Origin of the sequence: Paenibacillus polysaccharolyticus, from assembly GCF_900102085.1 — a bacterium.
Classification (GTDB): Bacteria; Bacillota; Bacilli; order Paenibacillales; family Paenibacillaceae; genus Paenibacillus; species Paenibacillus polysaccharolyticus.
In genome coordinates, this window is record NZ_FMVM01000001.1 from 95,490 (window position 1) to 119,270 (window position 23,781).

General features: G+C 36.6%; 22 protein-coding genes. 8 read left to right on the top strand and 14 right to left on the bottom strand.

Features of this window, described 5'->3' with window-relative positions; genetic code table 11:
* Positions 1–140: 140 nt before the first annotated feature.
* Positions 141–1,919: a DUF262 domain-containing protein gene (locus BLQ13_RS00425; RefSeq protein ID WP_090914849.1), complete on the top strand. Its 1,779-nt coding sequence runs from the start codon at positions 141–143 to the stop codon at positions 1,917–1,919.
* A gap of 159 nt (positions 1,920–2,078) precedes the next feature.
* Here the strand turns inward: BLQ13_RS00425 and BLQ13_RS00430 are convergent, their stop codons facing one another.
* From BLQ13_RS00430 to BLQ13_RS00450, 5 genes are all read right to left on the bottom strand, one after another.
* Positions 2,079–2,486 (bottom strand): hypothetical protein, encoded by a 408-nt coding sequence (locus BLQ13_RS00430; protein ID WP_090914851.1) that lies wholly within the window; start codon positions 2,484–2,486, stop codon positions 2,079–2,081.
* A gap of 53 nt (positions 2,487–2,539) precedes the next feature.
* Positions 2,540–2,977, bottom strand: coding sequence for a hypothetical protein (locus BLQ13_RS00435; protein ID WP_090914853.1), 438 nt, complete (start codon positions 2,975–2,977; stop codon positions 2,540–2,542).
* A gap of 236 nt (positions 2,978–3,213) precedes the next feature.
* Positions 3,214–4,071 (bottom strand): FRG domain-containing protein, encoded by an 858-nt coding sequence (locus BLQ13_RS00440; RefSeq protein WP_090914855.1) that lies wholly within the window; start codon positions 4,069–4,071, stop codon positions 3,214–3,216.
* A 361-nt stretch (positions 4,072–4,432) separates the two neighbouring features.
* On the bottom strand, positions 4,433–4,807 hold the full coding sequence (locus tag BLQ13_RS00445) for a DUF4357 domain-containing protein (protein ID WP_090914857.1): 375 nt from the start codon (positions 4,805–4,807) through the stop codon (positions 4,433–4,435).
* Positions 4,808–4,840: 33 nt separating this feature from the next.
* On the bottom strand, positions 4,841–5,182 hold the full coding sequence (locus BLQ13_RS00450) for a helix-turn-helix domain-containing protein (protein ID WP_090914859.1): 342 nt from the start codon (positions 5,180–5,182) through the stop codon (positions 4,841–4,843).
* Between the two features lie 150 nt (positions 5,183–5,332).
* Here BLQ13_RS00450 and BLQ13_RS00455 point away from each other — a divergent pair, with 150 nt between their 5' ends.
* On the top strand, positions 5,333–6,082 hold the full coding sequence (locus tag BLQ13_RS00455; protein ID WP_167375600.1) for a stalk domain-containing protein: 750 nt from the start codon (positions 5,333–5,335) through the stop codon (positions 6,080–6,082).
* A gap of 121 nt (positions 6,083–6,203) precedes the next feature.
* Here the strand turns inward: BLQ13_RS00455 and BLQ13_RS00460 are convergent, their stop codons facing one another.
* On the bottom strand, positions 6,204–7,037 hold the full coding sequence (locus BLQ13_RS00460) for a TIR domain-containing protein (protein ID WP_090914863.1): 834 nt from the start codon (positions 7,035–7,037) through the stop codon (positions 6,204–6,206).
* 357 nt (positions 7,038–7,394) lie between these two features.
* Here BLQ13_RS00460 and BLQ13_RS00465 point away from each other — a divergent pair, with 357 nt between their 5' ends.
* Positions 7,395–8,969, top strand: coding sequence for a hypothetical protein (locus BLQ13_RS00465; protein ID WP_090914865.1), 1,575 nt, complete (start codon positions 7,395–7,397; stop codon positions 8,967–8,969).
* 451 nt (positions 8,970–9,420) lie between these two features.
* Here BLQ13_RS00465 and BLQ13_RS00470 read toward each other — a convergent pair whose 3' ends face one another.
* The 4 genes from BLQ13_RS00470 to BLQ13_RS00485 form a co-directional block, all read right to left on the bottom strand.
* Positions 9,421–10,347 carry a TniB family NTP-binding protein gene (locus BLQ13_RS00470; protein ID WP_090914867.1) on the bottom strand — a complete coding sequence of 309 codons (927 nt, stop codon included), beginning with the start codon at positions 10,345–10,347 and terminating at the stop codon, positions 9,421–9,423.
* Positions 10,344–12,299 carry a DDE-type integrase/transposase/recombinase gene (locus BLQ13_RS00475; protein ID WP_090914869.1) on the bottom strand — a complete coding sequence of 652 codons (1,956 nt, stop codon included), beginning with the start codon at positions 12,297–12,299 and terminating at the stop codon, positions 10,344–10,346. The genes BLQ13_RS00470 and BLQ13_RS00475 overlap by 4 nt, the downstream gene beginning before the upstream one ends.
* Positions 12,300–12,302: 3 nt before the next feature.
* On the bottom strand, positions 12,303–13,898 hold the full coding sequence (locus BLQ13_RS00480) for a TniQ family protein (protein ID WP_090914871.1): 1,596 nt from the start codon (positions 13,896–13,898) through the stop codon (positions 12,303–12,305).
* A gap of 179 nt (positions 13,899–14,077) precedes the next feature.
* The gene (locus tag BLQ13_RS00485) at positions 14,078–14,965 is read right to left on the bottom strand and encodes a helix-turn-helix domain-containing protein (protein WP_090914873.1); all 888 of its coding nucleotides are present in this window, start codon (positions 14,963–14,965) and stop codon (positions 14,078–14,080) included.
* A gap of 141 nt (positions 14,966–15,106) precedes the next feature.
* Here BLQ13_RS00485 and BLQ13_RS28190 point away from each other — a divergent pair, with 141 nt between their 5' ends.
* Positions 15,107–15,415 (top strand): hypothetical protein, encoded by a 309-nt coding sequence (locus BLQ13_RS28190; protein ID WP_139168824.1) that lies wholly within the window; start codon positions 15,107–15,109, stop codon positions 15,413–15,415.
* Positions 15,416–15,868: 453 nt separating this feature from the next.
* On the opposite strand, the gene BLQ13_RS00495 is transcribed toward BLQ13_RS28190, so the two are convergent.
* A complete protein-coding gene (locus BLQ13_RS00495) occupies positions 15,869–17,608 on the bottom strand; it encodes a TniQ family protein (protein ID WP_090914878.1) in 1,740 nt (579 codons plus the stop codon).
* A 184-nt stretch (positions 17,609–17,792) separates the two neighbouring features.
* Here BLQ13_RS00495 and BLQ13_RS00500 point away from each other — a divergent pair, with 184 nt between their 5' ends.
* Genes BLQ13_RS00500 through BLQ13_RS00510 form a run of 3 tightly spaced genes read left to right on the top strand, consistent with a single transcriptional unit; the run spans position 17,793 to position 19,755 of the window.
* Positions 17,793–18,458: a hypothetical protein gene (locus BLQ13_RS00500; protein WP_090914880.1), complete on the top strand. Its 666-nt coding sequence runs from the start codon at positions 17,793–17,795 to the stop codon at positions 18,456–18,458.
* Positions 18,458–19,231: a hypothetical protein gene (locus BLQ13_RS00505; protein WP_090914882.1), complete on the top strand. Its 774-nt coding sequence runs from the start codon at positions 18,458–18,460 to the stop codon at positions 19,229–19,231. The genes BLQ13_RS00500 and BLQ13_RS00505 overlap by 1 nt, the downstream gene beginning before the upstream one ends.
* Before the next feature lie 2 nt (positions 19,232–19,233).
* Complete coding sequence (locus tag BLQ13_RS00510) at positions 19,234–19,755, top strand: hypothetical protein (protein ID WP_090914885.1); 522 nt, start codon at positions 19,234–19,236, stop codon at positions 19,753–19,755.
* A gap of 83 nt (positions 19,756–19,838) precedes the next feature.
* Here the strand turns inward: BLQ13_RS00510 and BLQ13_RS00515 are convergent, their stop codons facing one another.
* Positions 19,839–20,027, bottom strand: a complete 189-nt coding sequence (locus BLQ13_RS00515) for a hypothetical protein (protein ID WP_090914888.1) — start codon at positions 20,025–20,027, stop codon at positions 19,839–19,841.
* Between the two features lie 191 nt (positions 20,028–20,218).
* Between BLQ13_RS00515 and BLQ13_RS00520 the strand changes: the two genes are divergently transcribed.
* On the top strand, positions 20,219–20,623 hold the full coding sequence (locus BLQ13_RS00520) for a hypothetical protein (RefSeq protein ID WP_090914889.1): 405 nt from the start codon (positions 20,219–20,221) through the stop codon (positions 20,621–20,623).
* Between the two features lie 111 nt (positions 20,624–20,734).
* Here BLQ13_RS00520 and BLQ13_RS00525 read toward each other — a convergent pair whose 3' ends face one another.
* Positions 20,735–21,325 (bottom strand): hypothetical protein, encoded by a 591-nt coding sequence (locus BLQ13_RS00525; RefSeq protein WP_090914891.1) that lies wholly within the window; start codon positions 21,323–21,325, stop codon positions 20,735–20,737.
* Positions 21,326–21,387: 62 nt separating this feature from the next.
* A complete protein-coding gene (locus tag BLQ13_RS00530; protein WP_090914893.1) occupies positions 21,388–23,775 on the bottom strand; it encodes an ATP-dependent helicase in 2,388 nt (795 codons plus the stop codon).
* Between the last annotated feature and the right edge of the window lie 6 nt (positions 23,776–23,781).

Sequence of the window (23,781 nt, forward strand, 5' to 3'; positions counted from 1 at the left end):
GGCTTGTATATATTTATCAGCAAGAAGAAATTCTTGACTTGATAGGAGTAATTCACCATGTTTTATGATAACATCGGATTAAATCATCAAACACAGGTCATACAAATACTGGATATTATAAAATACTTAGGAGGTAATACATGAAAGCCGAAGCACGATCGCTTACTTTCTTGGCAAATGAAGGGGAGGTTAAGATTCCATTCTTCCAACGTGCATATGTATGGAACGAGAACAATTGGGAAGAACTCATTTCGGAGCTATTGCAAAGCAGCAAAAGTCACTTCTTGGGATCGCTGGTTCTTAAACAAATAGAAATACAAAGTGGAAGTACAAAGCAAGTACTCGTAATTGACGGGCAACAACGTCTAACAACTTTGAGTATTCTTCTTCGAGCGCTATTCGACAGTTTTGACACATTATTGCAGGAAAAGTGTCAGCAAGATGGGAAATTTGACGCTTGTCTTTTCTACAAAAAAGATATGTTTGATGATGACCTGCTCGTTAAGATTGAACATTCCAAAATTGATAAAAAGTATTATCAACAGGTCATTAGAGGCGAGATTGTAGCAGATACTATCGACTTACATACTTGCAACAGCAATATCCTGAAATGCTATAAATTCTTCGTTGATAGACTTGTTAATGTCTCACTCAAAGATCGACAAACACTTTTCAACGACTTACTGAGCTCAACTAACAGTATTCTGGTTGTTATTGACCTAACAGAAGATGATGATGAACAAGCTATTTTTGATACAATTAATAGCGCAGGCATGCGTCTAAGTAGTGCCGACATTGTAAAAAATGTCCTCTTCCAGCGGGCGTTTGAGCTACTCGGTAACCAAGAAGATGTAGAAACTTTATACCACGATTCTTGGGAATCTGTATTTGCAAACGATGAACAATCGATTACATTCTGGGATACGGCTCGCTCAACTGGACGTATGATGCGTGATAATATTGAATTATTACTTCACTCCATTGCTGTGATAGAGGGCTTCTTCGATCCCGAGAAACACTCCTTGTCTGATCTCTCTAACATATATAAAGAGCATATTAGAAGGCTTGATAAGAATGAGTTAACAAAGTTTATAAGAACCATTTCAGAATTTGCTAAACTTTACAGAGAGAAAATTATCGTATTTGAAAATAGCGACTTATTTGGCTTCACAGATTATAACAAACGACTCTTCCATGTTCTTAGTGTCTGTGATGTATCTACGTTCCATCCTTATATTCTTTTCCTATATCGCAAGTATGAGGGCAACGAAACTGAACTTGCAGTGTCACTGAAAAAGTTAGAGACACTCGTTATACGCAGAACAGTTTGCAAATTAGAAACGAAAAATTACAACAAGCTATGTAAAGAATTAATTTCGGATTCCTCTAAAATAGATATTCTATTAGCAGAAGTGACCGATAATGATGTAAGTAACGGGCTGATGTCCATCAGCAATAAGCACGCAGCATTATTGTTATTCTGGGTCGAGTTGTTCCGACGTAAAAACGACAATCGCTATGATAGAGATGAGTTAAAATACACTTACACTTTGGAGCATCTACTCCCTCAGAAGTGGGAAGAGCACTGGAGAAATGTGCCTATCATCGATGAGGATGGACAATCGATAACAGATTGGGAAGAAGCCAAGAAATATCGTTATAAGCTTATCTACAGTATAGGTAACATGACTCTGTTAAAAAGTTCACTTAACTCATCACTCCGTAATTATGAGTTCAAACGCAAAATTGAAGGTGAAGGACGAAAGCGCGGGATCAAGCATTATGCTGAACTTGGAATAACCAAGTTGGATATAATTGCTTATTACGAAACAGGGGATCTTTCGTGGAACGAAATTAAAATACGAGAACGAACTAAACAAATCACAGAAGATGTTCTTAAAATCTGGAGTAACATATAAAAGGGGTTACATTCAATAATTTAAAAGGGTTATCTCTAAAACTAGAGATGACCCTTTTAAATTATTGAATGAGTTAGCTGTTTTAAGAACTCTTGTATAATGGATAAATTGTATAAAGAGTTACTATGTATCAATAACCAGGGCTTTCTACTGTAAATTTTAATCATCATAATACATTACTGATCTTCGATCAGCATCGAGAATAATTATTGTGGAAATAAATACATATCCCAACAGTAAAAATATTGAATTAGACGGATTGTATATATAAGTTCCTTCCACTTTTAATGCGTATAGAACAGGAGGCACACTAACAAAAGCCAAAACCCCAAATACAAATGAGATGTATGCAGCTGTAGAAAAACGATTAACTTTAAAAAAATGAATTAGTATTGTAAAAACCAAGTTGATAGAACACACCCAAAAACCAAGTGAACCATCATTAAAGATCGCATTTACCACCAAGAAAAACATATTAACAATAGCACTTAATATTATATAGTAGTATCCTTCAAACATTTTCTTCTCCATTACGCCTTTATCTATTAAACGCCTAATAAATTGCAAATCCTTAACACCTCCACTCAACGGATTCAGTGAGGTGTTAAGATTTCATTTAATTAATTTCTTCTCATGCCGACTCCAATTATCGTAATCAATACTCCAAATGAAACTGTATCAAGAATGCTAGTATCTACATTGTTTTCAAAGTAATCTTTATACATGTACGATAAAGCCCAAATCATAAAAAAAGATATTACAGCTAATATTTGAAAACCCGTCTGAAACCATTCCTTCTTTTTATTTTCACTGAGCATGATCAGTTCGCCAAGTGACCAAAATAGAGCTGCTAGAGAAAAAGCTGTTGTAATGGGCTTAGGAACAGGAACTCCAGCAAAACTAAATGCAATCGCAAGTAATATTACCGCTACACCTGCTAATACAAATACGTTGTACTTCTCTTTTTCCTTTATATAATTAGTGATTAGTCTCTTTGTAATTATTGTTACGACACAAAAAAATACTAAGATGATTCCAATTGTGGACAATATACTCACTCATCGCTCCACCTTTCCTACTTTATTCTTAGTGTAGTTATAATTTTGACGATATCAACAACCTGGCTACTGTTAAGTAAATTATTTCTCTGCCTTGAAGGAACCTCTCTATTATTGAGTTCGTGTTGGATAATTTTACGCAGGCATTTGTAGTGTAGTCTTAACAACATAAGTCAATGAATACATTTTAATTCGTGAGTTTAATTTGCATTGCTCATATCTGGATTATTATAATTTCATTTCTTGGATTGAAGAAACAGGATATTATTAATATTTAATAAACCTAGCTTGATAGACCTTCCAAATCCCTCCATTCCCGAGTATAAAGTCTCATGATTTATATTCATTCGCTGTAGATTATCCCAAGTGTCCAATACGAATTTTTTTGGAAACACAAATTTGTAAGCTACTAATTCACCCTCTCCGTTAATTTTCCCTTTTTTTAATTGATAATTAATTAGTATTTCATCAAATTGCTCATAATTTTCGTTTGATACTAAAAATAATCCTTGTTGCCGTCTAATTCTTTCATTTTTCCGAGCAGGCTCGTATACCTTGAAATACGATGCACTGCTAGTAAAACCTAGCCATTCCGGTTTAACCAATAGTTCGTTGTTTTCATCGACAAGTCTATGGTTATAATTCGAAAAATCTTTGATTCTTAATGCATAGATACAGAAATCAGATGAAGCACCATCTACAGCAAAAAAAGCCCCAATGTAGGGTGAATAGGTCCAATCAAGCAAACGAGTCGGTGCACCATAATGCTGCATCAAGGACCAAGACTCTAAATAATAACGATTTTGCTCTTTTAATTCTTGATCTCTAGGGTCAGGTAGAGTATGAGATGAATAAAGATTATAAGATGAGATAAAATCTCTAGTCATTTCCATTTCAGCTAGGTTATAGTTTAATTCAATTTCCTTGTTAAGGTATTCATTATACATATGTACCTTATCGAATTCTCTATATAATGAGGTAACTATTTTCCACTCTGCATTTGATTGTCCACGATATATCCATTGACCTCGGGGAAATGTGCTAACTATTTTTTCGAATTCTCTCCATGACTTCAATACTACTTCCAACCACATAATAAAAAACACTCCTTCATATGTTTAAATGCAATCGATTCCTATTTTTCCTTCAACTCATTTCTATAATTATGCCATATCTCTCGATTAACATCAGAGTATTTCCATTCCGTTTTTCTCACTTGGATAAATTGTGTTTATAATCTCTTTGAAGAAAGGAAATCAAAATGGAATAATTCGTGTTAATCATTCTACTCTTAGCATCCTAAATCTCTATTAATTATGACTAAGTATATCCATTTTTACTTATTCTGTTCATAGTTAAACTTGTGTACATCACTACCGACTGTTTTTCAAACTTTAACATACTATAAAAATGCATAAGGAACGGCGGACAATGTCTGCCATTCCTTTTATAATTTTAACCTTCGATTTCCGCTTCTTCATCTTCAAATTGCATTCCTTGTTCATCAGATATCATTCTCAGTGATTTCCCAGTTTGGATGTGCTCCCAACGATCCGCACCGGATCCTGGATGTCTTCCCATTATCATCGCTGCACTGCCACTTGAGCTAAAAGAAACGTCATTCAACACTACGTAGAAATTATTTCTCAAAACAATCTTACCCTCTTTCAGCAAAACAGAGCGTTGATTAGCAATAAACCCTGACTTCACTTCATTAGCTGCCAATTGTGAACCAGGTTTTATTGTAATATGCATATGTTTGGTGCTGGCATTCGGATTAAATTCAGCAAGTGCAAAACCATTCGTTTTTGGATCGTACAGACGATACATAACCGAATCCTCCTAATTAAATTTCAATCTTTATCATGGCTGATATTTATTTTCTTCCCAAGTAAATACACTCAGTAAAAGAGTCAGTGCCATTTTGCGATCCGCATCGGTTCGTGTACTCAGCAGCTCCACAATATGTGCTATATCGTCCTTGTCGCCCATTGGATCAATATAACGGAATAACTCATCTAAAGTAACGCTTAGACCATGTGATATCTTTTCTAAGCTCTCCACCGTGACATTTTTTTCTCCCCGTTCAACAGCACCAAGATAGTTAGTATGTAAACCAGCCCTCTCCGCTAATACCTCTTGACTAAGCCCTTGTTCTTTGCGAATAAAACGAATTCGTTCTCCCAGTTTTTGAACCAGATTCATTTATCCTTCACCGCCCTCTTTATCACAAGCTTAATAGAGGGAGGGTTTTACATTAACACTCTATAAGTGTTACTTGACTATTATTTAACACTTATAGATAATGTAAATTGAGGAGTACATTATCTATAACATAGGGAGATGGTCATTGAAATGAAAACAAACAAATTAACAAAGCTTAAGTATTTGTGCAGTGGTATCATTTTAGGAAGCGTGCTATTTACGGGAGTTTCGTACGCAGCTACAACAGCCAATATCGGGGTCAATTTTTTACCGCTAAAATTCTTCGTAGACGGTGTGGAGAAACGTATGCCAGAAGGTCAACAAGGCTTTGTGTATAAAGGAACAACGTACGTGCCTCTTCGTTTTGTTTCGGAATCTCTTGGTAAGAGCGTGGGCTACGATGCTCCGTCCTACTCGGTATATGTGGGTAAGCCTAAAGAGGGAACTATTACCTACCTCGAGCAAATGAAACCCCATGCCTCCGATAACAAGGGTTCGAAAGCTGTGGAAACTTTTACAACCAATTTGGGAACCCAATTTAATCACGGTATTTATCTTACAGGTTCCGCATTCGGCGGTAATGACTCGACCGGGTATGGTTACGGTAAAGGGAACTATCTCGTAAGTACATATCTTTTGGATGGCAATTACAAAACCTTTGAAGCTTTATTGGCTCCGTCCTCTAAATGGAACACCCTCGCCAAGAATGATAACCTCGGTAGTTTAAAAATTTATGCGGATGATAAGCTCGTATACACAAGTGGCGCTGTTGCCTCGGATCTTAAAGCTCCCATTAACATCAATGTGGACTTAACTGGTGTTTTAAACTTGAAGGTGGAATTCAAACAAAACCAAGAAGACAGTGAATTAGGACTTCTGGAAGCTAAATTTATTCAATAATCATCTGTAAATTAAAACGGATCTTGATTCTCAACATTGTTGGAATCAAGATCCGTTTTGTGTGTTGACTGAAATTTTGAAGTTGATGATTTCCTAAGCTATTTTTGCTTTTATAAAAGAACTAAAACAAGAAGTTTGTTTTCAGTCTTTTAGCAAAATCAATAATTGTAGCTTGTGCAGTATAATCTGAATCTATTGATCCAGAATAGAAAATTTTAAATATTCCTTCAATGTCTGTGGGACTGGTAACATTCTTGTTAATACAAACAGCAACACGATCAAGACCGAGAATAGCCACAAATAATCCAAATTCAAAAATTACATTGTCTCTAGCTTTAACTACATTTTTATCCCGATAAGATACACGATCGTCTTCCCCAAATACAAAAATCGCCGCGTCAACTTCTTTTGCTATTGATAATAATCTATGCATAGTTGTATCACCGACATTAAATTGGTCAAACCACGGTTTTGGAACTAGCGAGTTTCTATGAACTATAGAAGCAATTTTATTTACTTCATCATTTGATTCAGTAGCTCCTCCAATAAATACCTTAGGTTTCCAATCATCGATACTCAAATTTAAACTTTTTAAACGATCTACATTTAGAGTGTCAATCAAATAAGATGGTCTATTTTTAATTGCTGTTAAATCTTTGGAACTAACAGAAGTGGATCTTGTTCTAATGAACTCAAAGTAAAAGGTGTTCCTCTCTTTCCATGACCTCTTAATTACTAACAAATTTAGGACCTCATTTTGGAGCTCATCATTTTTAAAATAATGACCAATAGCATATACTACTTGATTTTGATCAAGCAGAGATTTAACTTGATCAAATACCTTTTGATTATCACTTATGTAAGGTTCTTTAGGACTTGGAAAGCTTGCCACACCTGAATTATTACTCCAATTTGCCCTGCTTTTATCATTTGTTGCGAGAATAAGAATTTCCATTAATGTTGAACAGCTCCTTGTTTTTTTTTTACAACATTCTATAAATAAGATTTCTAACTCTTACTTTATGATAAAAGTAACCATATCGCAAATATATCTCTTCTTGATGATAATTATGAAACCTTCCAATCCTCTCTTAATCTGTCCTGTAAACGAAGCGCCTCCTACAGTAAACTGAAAACTTCAGTTGTCTTAGCCTACTGAAAATCGGATACTTTTGTTTTAAATCAAGTTGAATAGCAGCTGAGCCTTTTATTTTCTGTTACTCTAAATTAAAAGTTAAAAGTTCTAGTAATTGTATCCGATATATTTTATATACAGTAACAACGTAAACAGTTAATGGAGGCTTTCTTTATAATGAATTTAGAACGGGATTTTAATTATTATATCCATAAATATGGAGAAGCAGGAGCTAGAATTAAATTTGAAGAGGCATGTTTTGTAATGTTGAAAGCAAAGTTCAAAAGAAATGTTCACCCAGTTAAAGCTCATCCTGGAGATGAAGGTATTGATATCTATATAGGGAACATTACAAAAAAAATCGATGTGTATCAATGTAAGTTTTACATGACAAAGCTCAATCGCCAAAAGATAAAAGAGTCTTTTTTACGCGCTGCAAATAATCTTCAATTCTCCATGAAGTCTTGGACACTAGTAGTGCCTAAAGATCTTACATTAAAAGATTTAAAATGGTGGGACGAGTGGAAAATTCAAATGGAAGCAGAATTTAATATCGAAATAGAAATTATGAACGAAAGCACAATATTATATACTATGAGGCAAGTTGACGTTTATAATCAATTATTCGACTTAGAGTCTTTAATTCAACTCAAAGAGATACATGAAATAATTGTTACACAAAAACATAATGATAATGCAAGAAAAAAATTCGATTTTGTAATAAATAAACTAATCGAATACATTTCACACCGCATTAGCGTATTTAAAAAACTTTATTTCAACTCCTATGACATCAAAGAGTATTTCGAAAAGAACAATGTCACATCATTTTTAGAATTATTCCAAAAATCAGACATCCATGTGCAACACTTATTCAATGAGATTGAAAAATTAATTCAGGAGATTAACAAGGAAGACATAGAATTAGGATATTTATGTAGAGGATTTGTTTTCATGCAAGAGGTATATATACAACAAATTGAAGAAGATCTTCAGTATACTGATGAGTATCTCTTCAACCTAAAATCGTATTTATTTCAAGTTTCACTTCAGAAAATTATCTGGAACTTATCGAAAGAAGAGCACACCATAAGAACAATAATAAATCAAGATTATCAAAAAAGTGAGTTAATCAGTCAGTTTGACATGCGAGACACAATCATCTCTTACCAAAATGAACAGGATCTATTAAAATTACTAGCACTTCATGTACTAACATTATACGATAATTTTCAGGATGAAGATTTTGAGGTATTCTATGGAAAAGACGATGAACGTTGTCTTAATTTTGCTTTGATTTCTCCTTATATGCGCTATTCAAATACAAAAACCCCATACCCAAGTGGTATTTCAAAAATGATTAATTACATCAAGATGAGATTTTCAAAATTTAATGATAAAAGAGAATATACTTTTCACATAGAATCCACTAACATAATCTTATTAGAGGAATTAGATACGAAGTCGCTTCAAAAACTTCATGATATCAAGAAAACAGCAAATGTTAAATATCATCACTTTATTAAAGAAAATAAAATAGCAAACATTGTCAAGAAATTCAATAATAATAAAATAGATCACAAAGTAATTTCTTTAGTCGAAGAACCTAAGTATTGTGACAAAATAAAAAGCTTATTAAATGATACAAGTGAGCTAAACAGCTGGGAGATTAGTGGAGGAACTACTATTGATGGTAGCATTGTAGCCAGTAACGGATACAATTTCATTCTTAGGAAAGTAAAAAAACATTAAATTTTACATTTTCGATTAGGGCGTAGGCATTCATACTCCTATGCTTTGATTACATATGAAAATACACAAAAGGAATACTTATTCATAACGTTAAGTTATTTAAAAATTTAAGTTAATTCGTATAAGAAACTTTTCGAAAGCCTCAATCACCCCTCAAATATGGAAATGAACATGCTCCGCAATCTTCAAAACAATAATTATAGTATTGTGAAAAGCAAATTCATCACCGATTTAGAAGTCGATCTTCTTACGGTGAAGAATATCAATGAAGCAAAGTTCCTCAAAACCCATCACTTCCGATATTATTGAATTTTAAACAAGTTAAAAATAAAATAATATCGGATATATCTATGAAGAATATTGAGACAGAAATAGACGAAAACGAAGTAGCCATCTTCACTTATGTTGAAGATATGAATAATATGTATAACAAGCGCCAATGGCGCTTGTTTTATTCAGCTTGCTTCCTCAGCAAGTGTACGTCTCTCATCGCGAATGGATTTAAATCTTTACCATCATTGATGTGGCTGATACGTTCATAGGCTCTTGCCAAATCAACGAGCTCAATACAATCTGCAGCTCGAGACAGCGCGTTCTTAGCAGCTTGACGAAGCAATAACATGATGGAATGCATAGCTCCGTTTGTCGCATACATGAATCGTTCACAGCACTCTTCATCCGCTAAATTCGAGGTCGTTTCAAATACCGTTGTTATCTTTTTATCAAGTTCAAACATCAGACGCTGAAACTCGGTACGATCCTCTTCCGTTTCCAAACTGAACGGTCGGATCTCTTCTCGAATCACCCGGCGGTTGAGCTGAGGATTCAGGTCAAGGACTTCTGTTGCTTCACTTAGCCCAAAAAATATAACCGGTATCTGGGTTTGAACCATAAGGGATTTAAACCAATCCGTTACCCCTAACATGACTTTACGGCGATCACGATCTACGAAATGCTGAAACTCATCGAGCATAATTAACTCAACACGATTTTTTCGGATCAATTTGACTAAGCGATCTCCTTTTTGTGCAACAGTCCCTTTGTTGGGATACGGATCTTTCAGTTCCTGAAGCAAACGTTCTGTTAGTATCGTGTATTTGACTGGGGAAGGAAGGCTCAAGTGAAGAATATTTTGAGTCGAATAACGTATGCCTTCGACAACATCGCTGCTCACATGCATGTGTCTATCAATATACGTTTTGAGTAACGTTGTCTTTCCACTACCTGTATCCCCATGGATAAGAAGTGAACTTGGGGCATCGGAATATAGAGATTCCTGGTGAATCTCTTCAATTGCATCCATTGCCTTTTTAAATCTTGGATGAATTACCCGAATGCTATCTATAAATTTAAGCTTGTCATGATCAATAGTTTTCATTTGCTGATTACCTCCCAGTCGGAATCATTTGCTTCATCCAGCATCTTAAACGCCTTTCTCTCCTCCACTGCAGCTTGGTGTTCCTTATCCACGCTCTCTTTTTTCTTCTTCTCAATGATTTGAGCTGAAGAAAGCTGAGTATGTGCAGCTGCACGAGCCCCTTTGGTCAGCTTCATTTCCTTTGCAACCTCCTCCATAAAACGCTCCTTAGCTTGAGCGAGGGCAAGCTGATTGGCATGGCTGTTTGCCTGACGAATCCGTTTTAAAATACAGTCATGACTAAATTCGGTTAAACCATTGGAGTATTCCTGATCGCTATTGGGCACTTCCAGATACCGTTTAACCCGTTCGTCATAAACGAATATTTTAGACATATCATACGGGTCATATTTAAATCGTACATGGGCAGCTCCTTTTTTAAGTAATTGAAATTTCAGGTTTTGAAGCTCAGCCGAGTTATAGAACATATGCTTGTACTGAATTCCCGTACGCTGAATGCTTGCATTTTCTCGAAGTTTACCAAAAATAATGTGCCAATCAGGGATTGCGTATAGTAGCGGCGGTGATCCCCACTGGGCAATGCCGGATTGCCACAGTTCATTGGGTATACCTTTCACGCCGCGGTGTAGCTGCTGCAGATATTCATCAATGACCCACCGATGAATAAGCTTCAAAAAGGTATGGTAACCCACAACTGCGTTTTTTTCTGGGTTGTAATCCTTTTTGTCCATGACATTCGAAAATGTCGTACCTGGTGTTTTATGAAAGAGTTGCTGGTTCATCGTACGAAACGTGCGCTCCACCGTTCCTTTGTACCAAGGCTTACGGGGAGGACAGTAGTCTGGTATAATCCCTAACTGCGCACATGTATCTTTGAGCGAACGACTTTGAAATTCTTTACCGTTGTCCATCCGCAGCACTTTAGGCACTCCAAACATATTCCACTCGTTTTTGATATCGGGATAAAGCTCTTTTACATACGTCTTCGGTGTCATGGCATGAAGTAAGCATTTCATGACAGAGACATACGATGGAGAATGAAATGCAACGTAGATGCCTGCAATTGCTCCCGTCGTCTTATCAATGGCAAGGGTAAGCCATGGTCTTCCGAGTGGCAGTCCTGTCTCGTCATCTACAACAAACAGATCCATTTTCGTGTGGTCAATTTCGAGAACATCATAGGGCTGTTTCGGCTTATTCAGAACGGCTACACTGCCCAACTTGTCAAAAGCATATTTCTCTCCCTCTCGTTTTTCCATCATCTGGTGCGGATCTCTATCTTTAATGCGTCTAGTGATCGTGTTATACGATGGTAAATCCATTTTATCTCGCTCTTCTCGAAACCTGTTTTTCTTATCAATCTCCACAAGAACTCTTGCATGTAAATCCTTGGCTGTAATGCGCTCTCTTTTCGCATACATCTTATCGATGCAATCATCGATAACCTTTTCGATCTCTGGAGATAGCCTCGTCCCAGTTCCTCTTTGTAGCGTGTTTGGAACAAGGGACGTAATATCTTGTCCACTATCTAAGAAAGCGTACAGCCATCTTCGCAGCGTTAAAGGCTCGATATTTACGCCTTCTAATTTGAGTTCCTGAACGCGATGCTCAAGTTTAGGCTGAATGTTTTTACGTGACTCCGATAAAAATGGCTGGATTGCATGGTACCGTGTACGCGCTATTTCTTTGTGATCATCCGGCAGCATGGAAAAATCAATGATCCGATTTTCCCGAAGACCTAGCTCCATAAGTTGCGTGGAAGAGCCGGTGACTTCAAAGCGAATGATGCCTTTTCCATATAAAGCAATCAATTCACTTTGATCCATCGTGATCTCCTTGTTCTCCGCTAAATTCTTGATAATAAAATGACCTGGCAGTGTTTCTTTTTGTATTTCAAAGACTACGTCTTCTTTTTGAAAACGAGTTCCTCTGATGAGACTAATCGTTTGCATGTTTTATGCTCCTTTCTTTCGGCTCGTTGATTTCAGGTTGTAAAAATGTGCAAGATCTGAAGATGAAATAACAACATCTTCAAACGACTTAACAACGGGACTTGTCTTTGCTCCTTGAATTCGACCACTTAAAACCGCTTGTACCACATCACTAAAACTTGCATGGTAATACAAAGCCGTAATGTCACGCTGAGCAAGTGGCATCCATTTCTTTGTCTTGTCCTTCACTGAAGAACAAGCCGTATTCAAACGTACCAGAAAATCTTCCACTGCTTTTGGCATAAATACTCGTCTACCGTAGCCATCCTTTTCAGGACCATGGTCCATGACCAATAGCTTCGACTGAGCCAGTTTAACCACCATTTTCAAGGAAATACCAAGTTGTTCTCCTACCTCTCCGGTTGTGAGTAATTGAGACCGTTTTTGGGCTAGGGCTTCGACCTCGGCTCGCTCTACGAGTGTAATTTTCTTCTCACCAAAGCGTTTTTCTATAAAAGTTAGAAGCCCCAGTTCTTTAAACTGATGCAGACGAATATCATCACAGTGTAAGATTTTTTGCCTGGCGTAAAGAAGAGAGCAATATTTTCGCTCGTCTTCCTTGGTCGCGGTAAGCATACGAACAAACTCATTGTGGTGTTCGTTATGCACTTCTAGATAAAGTTTCCGGTGTACATAGAATTTTTCGTTGCCAATAAGTTTGTCAAAGATCTCTCGTTTGGCTCGTGTGGTGGATTTTGTACGCTGTGCTGCTTTTGCAAGTTCCACTTGATAAACAACCTCCTTAAAATACATGGAGGGTGCAGTGAGCAGCTCATGTGCAAGTGTAGATAAAACCGTGAACATTCGATTGCTCATTTTTTCTCCTTTGACCAAATTGTAATTTAGACGCTGAACATCTAAATTAAGATCCGGACACGGGAGCACTTGCACCGGCATGTTGTCCAGCATTTTCATAAACAAGTGAAGCCCTTCAAAATATTGTTGTGGCGACAAAGTATGTCCACCTTCAATGGGAACCGAGCTGAGCTTGCCATGTAAAACATCTTGGATGGTCTTTTGCGCCGACAAAACTCGAGGAGGCGGTACCTCCGTATTGATTAAGTCAGCATAACCAAATCCGCAATTACATCCTCTTCCAATGAGATTGTCCAAGCGAATGACGCGGCTACAGCAAGGGCAATGCTCTACGAGCTGCACCTTATGCTTTAAACAAACGCCGAAAAGGGCAACATCCCAGCTGAGCCGATGATACCAAGCTTCCTCTAAACATCTGGGGCAGTACTTGGTTTTTGTTTGATGATAATGCTGCATGAACTGACGTTGTGTCGGTGACAGCCCACCAAATAAGACGGCATCAAATTGGTTTAGCAAATGCCTCTCTAAACTTGAGTACCCGTGTTCCTTTAACAGATCGACAAGTGGCTGATTCCAAAGAGTATTTTCTTTGAAATAATTCAAGTTCGCACGGTAATCAAACCATCTCTCCCCTCTATTTATAAGTGTTTGCAACGTCTGATGCCCATTTTCCTTCGCCATACGCAGTGCTAAACTCATAAAACTTTCGTCCGCATTCACAGCAGGTAAAAATTGAAGCAACATCGTAACCCTCCTACTATATTCAGAGTAAAAAAAATTATGACTAGTCCTGAAGACGCCTTCCACAAGGTAATCATAATTTTGAAATCAACTTTCTCGGGCTTTTAAATTTTTTATTTTTAGAGCACCACAAAAAAAAGGCGCTACAACAGCGCCTTTTCGTGTTTTCAGTTAAGCATTTCTTAATCTGCTTGTTTATGATTTTTATTTCGTTTAATGATGAAATCAAGGTACACTGAAATATCATTCAGTGTCGTTTCTATACCTGCGGGATAACTTGCGAGTGCTTTTCGGAGTTGTTCAATAATATGCTGATACGATTCCAGGACCGTATTATCAACCTTAAATCCCTTGTCTTCGTCCTCCTGGTGGAGCGCATCTTGCTTTAGAAGTGTATCTAACTCTTTAATGGGTTTTGAAATGTACTCTTTGTCGATTTTATCCGACAACTTAGCTAGCTTACGCAGTAAACTTTTGAGTTCAGTTTCAGAATATTGTTTTAAGAGATCATTCATAATTTTTCTGAACGGCGACCAATCCATCAATTCGGATTGATTAGCTGGCACTGACAAGGGATTGGAAGCCGCAAAGCTATCCATATCCCACTTGATGTTTTTTGTGATATCTTCAAGTGAGATACCCAGTTTTGCTTGAATCATTAGTAAGCTCTCTATGTTTAGAGAGACTTGTCCATTGATAATCTGAGACATCGCTGAATCTGTTATTCCTAATCTTTGTGCTGCTTCTTTCTGCGTTATGCCCTGGTCTGCCAGTTGTTGTTTTAAGTTTCTTCCGACATTCCGCTGTAATTCCGGATACGATCCGAAAGAAAACACTTCTGAATTGCTTCTTCTTATCCCTTCGTTTACAGCAGAAAGTAATACTTTCATGTCTCCTATGATGTGCTGTCTTTTCTCATGTCGGCGAAACACTCTCAATTGTTGTGGTCCTGTTGTTATATGATCTTGAAGCGAATGAGGGTACATGATATACAATTCATCTTCTATTTCCTCAAGTACCTTTTTAAATTCGGAGAAAGGAATGATGCTCCAATCTTGTTCTTCTTTCATCTGTCTCACTCCAGTATGGTTAATCCCATTAATTTAAGCAAAGTGATTTATGTAACTCCATTATTATAAAAGTTCAAAGGAGGTAATTCCGAATATGAACAATATTCATATTAATAAAAATAATAGACGAGGTGACTGACCATGAGTTTTATTCATTTAATCACTAAAAACGGAGAGTTTAGTATAGAAACTATTCTGATCAATGAAGGTTTCACGAAAACAGGACAAATTTATCACTTTCAAAAAGATTATGATGAATCAACTATCTTCATTTCAGTAGACCATAGAACCTTTACTTGTGAACTAAAAAGCTTACAAGGAACAACTATAAAAAGAGCAGAAGTCAATTTTCAAAAGGATTCCTTTTTTGAAAGATATGCTGTACTCATTGGGTATGTACAGAAATTTCTTACGTTTCATTCGACTCAATCTCATGAATTACAAGACTAAAGGTACCATTTTCAATTATGTGATTTTCACTCAAAAGGTTTGCCTGAGAAATTTTAAAGTACTTTATATTTGCGCGGTTCTGAACTTCAACTTTCCGAGAAGGTGTAAAGGAAGAATTGTTCTGTGACTTCTTTACATAATAGAAATCAATAAACCGATTAGATTCCTCTATTGCATCTTCCAATATATGAACAGGTATTTCACTTTGCCATTTAATTGCTTGTCCATACAAAAAGAAAATATAACATTCATTATTATTACAACTTAGTTTGAAGATAATTTTGGACTTTGCACTCATAAAAAGCTCTCTCCTTTTCGCACTTTAAATGCTCGTTTCTCTATCTGTATTATAGCATTTTACAGTAATGGAATATGCATTAAATTATTTGTGATACGTTTATCTCTATCACCTTTTGCAAATTTTATATGTTCAATGACAAAAAAAAAGACCCCTTAACAGAGATCTCGATTTTCTAAGCAACGCTCAATTTCGTGGCGATCAACAATATATTTTTTGGTAAGCCCATGAAAACTATCATGTAACTTTCCCTCTCTGAAACACTTTTGAATGACCGTTTTGGATATACCATACAAAGAGCAAGTTTGATCAATGGTCAGATATCGCTCCTGTATACGTTCTATACACTCGGGATCATAATACGATATTCTTCGCTTTCCAGATGTATAGAACAATTCCTCTTTCGGCTGAAGTATCCCTAAGCGTTCGAGACCTAAGAGAGTAGCATAATCCACTTTTAACAATCGCTCCACTTGCTCTTTCGTATACCCTTTTTGATCACGTCTTCGATGGATCAGAAGCGTACGGCAAGACAGTAATTCCTCATGTGAGAAGACTACGTCCGAGAGTTTCCCATTTTTCACCGGGCACGTTGGTTTAATTTTTCCTTGTAAAATCATTTCTACGAGTTCTACAAGTTTTAATTTATATGACCTAAATTGCATTAAGAATTCATGCAAGGTTCTTCCCTTACTATCCGCCTGATACGTTCCACGAACATTCTTAAGGAAAAGTTCAAACTCCCTTTCATTGATGTAATATTGACTTTTCTTGAACTGGTACAGGGTTAATAACTTGTTATTGATAAATTCATTGAGCTGAACTTTGTCACTTACCCCCAATCTATTCGCTGCTTCTGACCGGCGTATAAATCCTTCTGCCGGAACTTCTTGATCCAAGATAATATAATGATTCGCTGCACAAGCCACTTTGGTTGCTTCATGGGAATGTTTCTGCAATGTATCCGGGACCTTCCGAGGATTAGACGGTTTGTGAATACAGTGAGAAGGGATGTATAGCAGAGGAGCGAGAAGCTTGAAAACTGGTTTTAGCCCGGCGTCATACTGAAGTTGAAGACATGCCTTGATTTTGATGTTTCTTATTTTAGGTGATAGATCACTTATGCGTTCCATTGTATTTTTGAAGTTAACCGGGAAAGCATCCAGCAAATGATATACATTTGTGTGAAGATGATAGGCACTTTCATTGTTAGAGCGATACTTTTTTGTATTTTTAAATGCATTTAAAACATAGCTATGGTTGGCGACACTGTGACACCCTTGTAGTAGATGACTCAGCCGGTTAGCCAGCGTAAGATACTCCTTCACCGTAATGCCTTTTAAAATGGGCAATTGATCCGATTCGGCTATCTCAGAGCGTATCAAAGATTGAATCCATTCCTGCGCCTGCAAACTTAGCGGATCTGAAATCACTGGTCCTTTAGCATATGAAAATACGCCTTCACAGTGGGGACAGACATCCATTATAAAATGATCCATTGAGATCTTCTCTTTACAACGAACACAATAATCAAGCAGTAGCTCATTATGTTCCAGGCAAATAGTTACCGGTTCAATATTCCACAAACTTTGATGATATACTCCTCGTTCTTTGACGCAAGATGGGCAATATTTAACCGAATTTCGGTTAATAAGTTTAGGGACTCTTCCCCATTTATTATGTGAGTGGCTTTCTAATGTGGAAACGGGGATGCCCGTCCATGCTGTTATCGTCCCCAGTACCTTTCGGTTAAAAATGTTATTTCGAATATCCGAAACGCTCGCATCCCAATCCTTCGCAAAGCCTCTGATGTTTGTGTACCCATTCGCGTAAATAAAACGTAATACGTAACTTATCAAACTTTCATCCTTCTTAATCCTAGGTACAATGTTCATTTCATATCTACCTCTCTTTTCAATTAAATGAGAGCTATTATATGAAAGTATCGCGTTTTTTATCACAAGAGGCTTGATCCCAAACAACAACTGGAAAATTGTACTGATGGATCTGTTCCCTTTATTTGTGATAGTATCGCTAATGTTGTGTACATAACAAAAACATTGTTGGGGGTTTACTTAATTGCGGAAAAAGAAAGTTTTAATATCACTTGGAGGACTATTTCTCCTCGTCACTAGCTTAAGTTTATTTGCAGGGGTGGGTGCTGCTTCTAAACCAGTTACATTTGATGCTTCAACTCCGATTACATTTACTACTCAGGAAGACTTTAATGCCAAAAAAATTCCACCTGGCTTTGATAAGAGAGAAAATATTGAAACTGGCAAAAAATTAGGCATTGATGTGAAATCAGCACAAAGCGAAGCGACCACTTTCACTAAAAAATTGCGGGCAGTTTTCAATAAAGATTCTATTACGGTAAATCAAGAACTTACAAGTGATGGAGACTACCTTGTTGGAAGCGGTGGTAGTATTGACCTTAATATGGATGGTCAGAAACATAACTTATCCATTTTAAGTTCTTTGGTCTCTCATTTTGAATTAAAAAATGGCACTCATCTGTTAACTGGAAGTTTCGAAACTGAAATCCAACAAGATGATGGTACTCTCGTTCCATCCACAGTTAGTTTCACAAGTATTGTCGAAACCGGAGAAGGAATTTACAGCGTAACTATGGGTACCATTGAAGATGGACCTGTTGTACTCATGTTTGGTGATGATAGCTTTGCGACGCAAGAAATTCGTGACATCATCAGAGGGCAAGCCAACTTTGAGGAGGATGTTCTCTAATGAAAACTATGAACAAATCCAGTATCGCAATTGTTATAGCTTTGATCATTTTCACTGCCATCTCCTCCGCACCTGCACAAGCTCAAAATATGGGGGAGTACTACCACAAAGGAAATGCGTATAGCAGTTACTACGACAGTGGAAATCAAGCCATTAATGGCTGGAGTACGGTCGTTATGGCTACTTCCTCAAGAATGGCTAGTCAAGGCAGTCTAGGGTATACATCGATACAAGCCTGGGCAAGACTGGATACTCTTAACGCTCAATACAGCCCTTACTATGCACCAACAGTGGTTGCCATTGAGACCAAGATGAAAACAACGACAACAAGTAGTGATAGAGACTTTTATTTAATCCAAACCAATCCTGGTCATAATGTGAAGAAGCATTCCGTGGATTCCTTTATTTTTGACTTGATTGATTATCGAATTCCTGGAGTAAGTTTGGTGGGTAAGTTAGCGGAGAACTATGCCAATGGTTTTACTTCGGGTACGGAACAAAACTTATCCAATCCCAAAAACGGTACCTTAACGTTCTTAAATCCAACTAATGCTAGTTTGTCTAACAACATTAGTTGGAAAGATGCTAACCAGGTTATAGGCTCCAAAAAGAATTCTGGGGCAGCAGCAGAATTCCACTTCACTGTGGCGAATGGTAATCAAATTAACGTTGCGCCTCAAGCTCGGGTACAGTATGGATTATATACAGCCAACACCATAATTCCTCTTAAAATATGGTCAAACTATGCGTACGTGAACCATACGTTGAATTAACGATGATGAAAAAACAATCTAAGATCATCATAGTTGTTGTCGTTCTCTTGATTATTGCTGCTTCAACTTTTGTTTTCATAGAAAACTCAATCAGTAAGAAAGAACTTGAAGTTAATTCGCAGTATTATACTGGTTTTGTTGCGAGAGTACAAAAATTAGATAATACACTCTCTCAAACCAGTGAACTATCATCTAATATCGATGTTGAGCAAATGTTCGATGTGTATACGTCGATTATTTTAGTGAATGATCGATTAACCCTTTTAAAAGAAAACTCTAAAAATTCCCCTGAACTAAATGTCCTTATCAATGACTTTTTAATATTTAGGGATGAGTATGGTTATCTTGTAAGAGATCAATTAAAAGGCAAACATGCAGATTCAGAAATTCTCATAAAAGTGGCTGAACAAGTCAAATTATTCTTGAATAACTTGCCTAAAGAATACAAAAATTCGAAGGAGTTTTCAGACCAATTTAGTAAAGCTTCTGAGCACATTAAACCTTTACTACATCTTAACTTCTAACGTAATTGAGCCGCGGATGCGGCTCTTTTTTTTGTTATCATCGATGTTATATCGTTCTCGTGGAATTGTTCGTGAGGTTCGTTTTAACTGCTTCTAGCAAAAAACTGACAATTTTCTTTAATGAAATGATTCCCACCAATAACAACCGTCTTCAATGTCTGACGTTCAATGATCCCCCCTTCATCCAAAACTTCTTCTTGCTGGTAGACGATAACATGCCATTTGTTCTGAATCGCTTTTTCAAAATGCGAAGCTTTATATAGAGGTTCCATGTGTAAATCCCCTCCCTTTTTTGCAAGTATAATGAACAATGTTCAACCTATTATAATAAAAATTGAAATATATTCCACACAACTAGTGCATACTACAATTATTAGAATGATTAAAGGATAAATCGGATTTAGATTGATGGTTCTCGAGTCAAAATAATTCCATCTAACACATAGAAGGAGAAGAACGTGAAATGGATCTGAATATAGAACCAATTGATAAAAAGAAAAGAGATATAAGCAAAATGGTTAATGAGCTTGTTCGCCTTAATTTCGCTTGGTGGAAAAACCAAGGTGATCCTGCTATTTATGAAGCTTTCTGTACCAGACTTAACGAGCTTGGGTCAGAATCCATTGAAGTTGCCGAATCATGTTTTTTACAACTAAATTTTTGGGCTAAACAACATGGATATGAATATCAAAGATTACATCGGTTTCAAATAAGACTTTTGATTGCTGAAGTTGTCATTGATATAAAGGTGAATGATTACGATTATGAGTTTTATTTGCTCGTCAATGATAAGCCAAGGAGATTATTCAAAAATCCAGCGGATATTGAGCCGTGGATTGAAAATGAACTCTTACCTTCACTGAAATGATTTTAGCCTTATAAACCGATGACAAAAACAAGCTATGAAATACTTCACATATGGCGTAAAGAAAAACCCAGAGCAAACCTCTGAGCTTTCCTTTGTTTTTGTCGTCAAATCTTATTCTTTCCGCTTAGTTGTTATTTCTAAAAATCGCATATATGGTTGTCCGTACATGGTAAAATATAAATCCCCTATCTTCGTTTCAATAAGTTTACCTTTCTTTGTTGGTTTTGAAGCATTCGAATCCACCCACGCAGTCAAGGTTTTAAACTCTTCTGAATCCTTACTAAAGAAAGGGAACTTAAAAACTTCCGCAGCTGCTTTTGTTGTTGCTTCAACTACTTTTGGGTTCGTCGGTGCGTCAAGATTGTTTAGATCGATATACCCTGATGCATCTACAAGAACTTCTACCCAATCAATCTGATCATTATCTCGAGTATGGTATATATCGAATCGAACTTCAAGCTTATCTTGTTGATAGATCCCGACGTACGCATCAAGCGTTTCTAAACGCTCATTACGAACTTCATAACCGCTATCAATCAATGATTTCTTCATGGCACTCGCGGTAAATTTGAAAGGCGTTACTGCGGACGTGCTGGATACATGGGAAAATGTCTCTTCTTTATTTGCAGAAATGCCGTATCCGACGGCAATGGCTAAAATTAGCACAATTACTGCATGTGATACTTTAATTTTTTTATTCATACTCATTCATCCCCTCATAGTCTGACGAGTGAAAACTGCAAAAACCAGATTCATGATGGATTTCAACCGTTCTTTAACGGCATTCTTAACTCTTTAATAAAAATAGACCTCTTGCTTGGTTTGTCTTGAATCGTCTTTGGGAACGTAACATATAGATTATTCTTCGCCCTAGTAGCAGCCACATACATCAATCTTCGTTCTTCCTCATGTGTGGTCGGCGGTTCTGCCTTTTCCTTGCATTCATTCATATCCACGCTGCTCAATGCTACTGCACGATTAGAAGGTAATGCCCCGTCATGTACACCGATTACAAAGACATTATTAAAAGCAAGTCCTTTGCTTTTATGGATCGTTAAAAAGTATAGTGCATTGTATTCACCCTTATGGTATAGTTCCAAATGTTTTTTCATATTTTCACTTTTTTCTTTGAGTCTTTGGTGATACCCATTCAAGTCACGCCAGGACTTGTAAATTGTACACTCTTTTTTTATCCAATCGGTCTCTTCTTTCGATAAATTTTTCTTATTTGTTGGAAAAAGAAGGAGCGGCTCAATGAACTCCATAATGTCAACTTGATTCCTTTTAATAAGCTTGAAAATACCATTCAAATAATTTTCAAGCAAAACAATATCATTTCCTTTATTGTATTTCTTAACGTATTCTACAAATTTCCGAAGCATATGTTGAACGTTCGAAAAATCATTTTGTACCAGAAAATGATCCACTTCCTGGCTCTTGATGTAGTAAGCATTGGCTATGTTAATTAACAAAGGTCTCCAATTCGATTGAATTAACGCATTTGCTTTCATTAAATTTGACCAAATACCAAAAGCTTTTTTCAATTCAGAGATATTGAATATCCCCATTACATCAGCATTATTTTCAATGACATACGGTATACTTCGATGATCAAGTACCTGATAAACACTTTGTAATTGACCAACGGAACGATATAGGATGGTAGAAAGAGTGTAGTTCACAATCTCTACTTTATCTTTAAATTTAAATTGTTTCTCTTCACCTAACTTCTGAGCTTTTGAAATAATCCAGTTTGCCTCATCGACTGGATTGTTCGCTGCCCAAATATAGGCATCGCCCTCAGCATTATGAAAAGGTGTCATAGATTTTTTAATTCTATCGTGAGCGTTTGAGATAATCACTCGATTCCCAGCCTGAACAATGTTCTGTTTTGAGCGATAGTTCATCATTAATTCAATGGTATATGTGTTATATAACTCATGGAATTGTTTAATGAATTTAGGGTCCGACCCTCGAAATGCATATATGCTTTGGTCATCGTCTCCTACAATGATTAGTTTAGCCCCACTGCCATCTGGTGGTGAAATCAGTTTTAAAATGTCCATCTGAAGTGGGTTGATATCTTGAAATTCATCGACGAATATGTACTCAAACTTATTTTGAATGAACTTGCGAGCGGACTCATATTGTTGTAAAGCCCGATATAGATTAAGAAGAAAATCATCAAATATAACAATCTGCTGTTCAGTCCGTATTTGGATAAATTCCATGTATAAGTCGTAAAATCGTTTGTGAATCGGATATTCTGATTCGGATTCTAAACTATCGTAATGTTTAGCAACAAAAGTCATCATTTCTTCAGGACTGTACCCAAGGTTGGTCCAATAATCGATCCTTTGGCGTATATTTTTATTTTCTTGTTTATCAAAAACGAAAAGATTATACTTTTCTATAAGTTGTTGAAATAATTTACTTGCCTTTTCATCACTATCATCTTCCTTCTGACCGGTGACTCCAACTGATGCAAGCGCTGGTATAATCCTGAGAAGTTGTTCAAACAATGATCTGAAGACACCATGAAAAGTTCCAATCATCACCTTTGAATTATCAGTTCCCAAAAATAAATTTACACGATCATTCATTTCATCCGCTGCTTTTCTTGTGAACGTAACCATGCATATCTTTGATGCTTCAACATTTTCCATCGTCGTCAAATATGCTGTTTTTGCACATATCGTTTCGGTTTTCCCACTTCCAGCTCCGGCTATAATTCTTAAACTTCTCTCCATTGGATATCGAATTGCTTCTACTTGATGTTGATTGAAGGGATTTCCTTTGATCTGTTCTATATGGTCGAAGAAATTTTTATCTACATCCCATTCACCAATTAGCTTCTCATTGGTGGAGCTTGTTACTTCTCCGTACTGGTTTTTATATATTTCATTACTTTCAACCACTCTTCCGATTAGCAGCCTTAACTCCTGCATTTCCCTTTCATTCTTTAGAATGTAAGCTTGCAACTTTTTATTGTCATTAAGTAATTGCTTTATTTTAGTGGCTTTAGCTGCTAATTTGTTTTGCAAAACTGAATTTTCTTCGTGCATTCTTTGGTTTTTTAAAGATAACGTCTCTATCTCCGACACTAATTTGTCTCTACCCGTAAGTTTATTAAGTAATTTTTGAAGAGGCATATCATT